The 1875-nt window shown below is 47.1% G+C and carries 2 pseudogenes; one reads left to right on the top strand and one right to left on the bottom strand.

Annotated elements, in window-relative coordinates:
- Window positions 1–1569, top strand: a pseudogene (locus B3O33_RS00615) (M3 family metallopeptidase); the annotation flags it as partial.
- Window positions 1570–1618: 49 nt separating this feature from the next.
- On the opposite strand, the pseudogene B3O33_RS00610 reads toward B3O33_RS00615, so the two are convergent.
- A pseudogene (locus tag B3O33_RS00610) lies at window positions 1619–1875 on the bottom strand (hypothetical protein); the annotation flags it as partial.

The following is a 1875-nucleotide window of genomic DNA, read 5'->3' as shown; positions in this document are numbered from 1 at the left end:
AATTATCCGGTTTACCGCCATCCACTATTGAAATGGCCGAGCAAATGGCCAAGCGAGAAGGCGAGGAAGGTTGGTTGTTTACCCTGGATTTCCCATCGTATATGCCGGTGATGTCTTACGCTGATAATCGTGAATTGCGTGAGGAAATGTATACCGCGTTTGCCACCAAAGCCTCAGACCAAGGTCCGAATGCCGGCAAATGGGATAACACCGAAGTGATGCTGGATATTCTGAACTTGCGTCATCAACTGGCTAACCTGTTGGGGTTTGCCAATCACGCCGAACGTTCTTTGGCCACCAAAATGGCCCAGTCACCGCAACAGGTTCTGGATTTCCTGCAAGATCTGGCCAAGCGTTCCAAACCGATTGCCGAAAATGAATATGCCGAATTACGGGCTTTTGCCAAAGTGACTGCCGATCAAGGCCAGCTGGAAGCCTGGGATGTCACGTATTTTGCTGAGAAACTGCGTCAGCAGCGTTATTCGATTTCACAGGAAGAACTCAAACCGTACTTCCCGGAAGACAAAGTGGTCAGTGGTCTGTTTGCCGTGGTGAATCGTCTATATGGTCTGGATATTCGCGAACGTAATGATGTGGATGTCTGGCATAAAGACGTGCGCTTTTTTGAAATTGTTGCTGAAGACGGCAGCGTTCGTGCTCAGTTTTATCTGGATTTATATGCCCGCCAACATAAACGTGGTGGTGCATGGATGGATGAATGCAAGGCACGCCGTCGTACAACCAATGGCATTGAGATTCCTGTCGCCTTTTTGACTTGTAATTTTTCTGAGCCCGTCGGGGATAAACCAGCTTTGTTCACCCATGATGAAGTGACAACACTGTTCCATGAATTCGGTCATGGCCTGCATCATATGTTGACCAAAATTGAATATGCCGGTGTCTCCGGTATCAATGGTGTGGCTTGGGATGCTGTTGAATTGCCAAGCCAGTTTATGGAAAACTGGTGTTGGGAACGTGAGGCGCTGGATTTGATTTCCGGCCATTACCAGACCGGTGAAAAACTACCTGATGAATTGTTCGACAAAATGATCGCTGCACGTAACTTCCAGTCCGCGATGATGATGTTACGTCAGCTTNNGTGAAAAATTGCCTGATGATTTGTTCGACAAAATGCTTGCCGCACGTAACTTCCAATCGGCAATGATGATGTTACGTCAGCTGGAATTCTCGTTATTTGATTTCCGTTTGCATCTGGAATTTGATCCGAATCAGCCGAATCAGGTCGAGAAAATTCTTGAACAGGTTCGTAATGAAGTGACCGTGGTCAAGCCACCCAAATTCAATCGTTTTGCTCACAGCTTTGCCCACATCTTTGCTGGTGGGTATGCCGCAGGGTATTACAGCTACAAATGGGCAGAAGTGTTGTCAGCAGATGCCTTCTCCAAGTTTGAAGAGAAGGGCATTTTTGATCGGCAAACCGGTCTGGAATTCCTGGAAGCCATTCTGGAGCAGGGCGGCAGCCGCGAACCGATGGAACTTTTTATTGAATTCCGTGGACGTGAACCGCAGATAGATGCGCTTTTGCGTCATACCGGAATTGCCGCATAAACAAAAAAGGGCCGAAAGGCCCTTTTTTATGAACTCAGGAATCTGACTTTTACGAATTCATACAAATTTGTACGGATTCCTGAGCAGTGACAATCATTCTTGTTGCCTGATCTTTGGTTAGCTTGTCCGCTTCAATATCCTGCAGAATGGTTTGGTTCAGGTTTTGAGTTGTTTGAGCTAAATCTGCTCCCCCTGCTACCGGCAAAATGGCTTTGTCACGATAAACTTCCGGGAAATCTTTTAAGGCATTCAACTGGCAACTCGCCATTCTCATGACATAGGCATTGGCTTCTGACTCAACAGCGG

The sequence above is a fragment of the Methylophaga sp. UBA1464 genome, from assembly GCF_002325665.1.
In the GTDB taxonomy this organism is placed as follows: Bacteria; Pseudomonadota; Gammaproteobacteria; order Nitrosococcales; family Methylophagaceae; genus Methylophaga.
The sequence above is the reverse complement of the archived record's forward strand: the minus strand, read 5'-3'. Positions and strand labels throughout refer to the sequence as shown.